The organism is Dehalococcoidia bacterium, from assembly GCA_030018455.1.
Lineage (GTDB): Bacteria > Chloroflexota > Dehalococcoidia > DSTF01 > JALHUB01 > JASEFU01.
Genome location: JASEFU010000020.1, coordinates 1 through 851 on the forward strand (window position 1 = coordinate 1; position 851 = coordinate 851).

An 851-nucleotide genomic window follows, 5' to 3' on the forward strand; every position below is an offset into this window, starting at 1 on the left:
CCGCCCTGTTCAGACTCGCTTTCGCTACGGCTCCAGGGCTCACACCCCTTAACCTCGCTGCAGCCCGCAACTCGCCGGTTCATTCTTCAATAGGCACGCCGTCAGGCAGGATAGAGGCTCGCACCCCCACCCATAGCCCTCCGACTGCTTGTAGGCACACGGTTTCAGGTCCTGTTTCACTCCCCTCCCGGGGTGCTTTTCACCTTTCCCTCACGGTACTCGTTCACTATCGGTCGCCAGGGAGTCTTTAGCCTTAGGCGGTGGTCCGCCCGGATTCACGCGGGATTCCACGTGCCCCGCGTTACTCGGGTGCCAGGCCCAGGGAGTCCCCCACCTTTCGCCTACAGGGCTCTTACCTCCTGCGGCCGGCCTTTCCAGACCAGTTCGGCTAGATGAGGGATTTCTCACTCCCCGAGCGGCCTGCAGACCGCTCCAGCCCGGACCCACTACCCCACCCCTGCAACGCCTGCAGACTTTCACACAGAGGCGGTTTAGGCTCTTCCCTTTTCGCTCACCACTACTGGGGGAATCGAATTGCTCTTTCTTCTCCTCGGGGTACTAAGATGTTTCAGTTCCCCCGGTTCCCTTCCCTAGCCTATGTGTTCAGCTAGGGATGACGCGGCATTACCCGCGCCGGGTTGCCCCATTCGGGTACCCCCGGATCAACGCCCGCTTGCGGCTCCCCGGGGATTATCGCAGCTTGCTGCGCCCTTCCTCGGCTCCTGGCGCCAAGGCATCCACCGTGCGCCCTTAGTAGCTTGACCTTCCAAGACGCATGCGGCATGTTCCACTGTGCGGTTTTCAAGGTGCAGGATCCAGGGGCTGGCTCCCCCGACCGTGCTCCCCGGCCT

At 62.4% G+C, this 851-nt stretch carries 1 rRNA gene; it reads right to left on the minus strand.

Features of this window, described 5'->3' with window-relative positions:
• A 23S ribosomal RNA gene (locus QME71_11130) occupies positions 1-764 on the minus strand; the annotation flags it as partial.
• Positions 765-851: the final 87 nt, after the last annotated feature.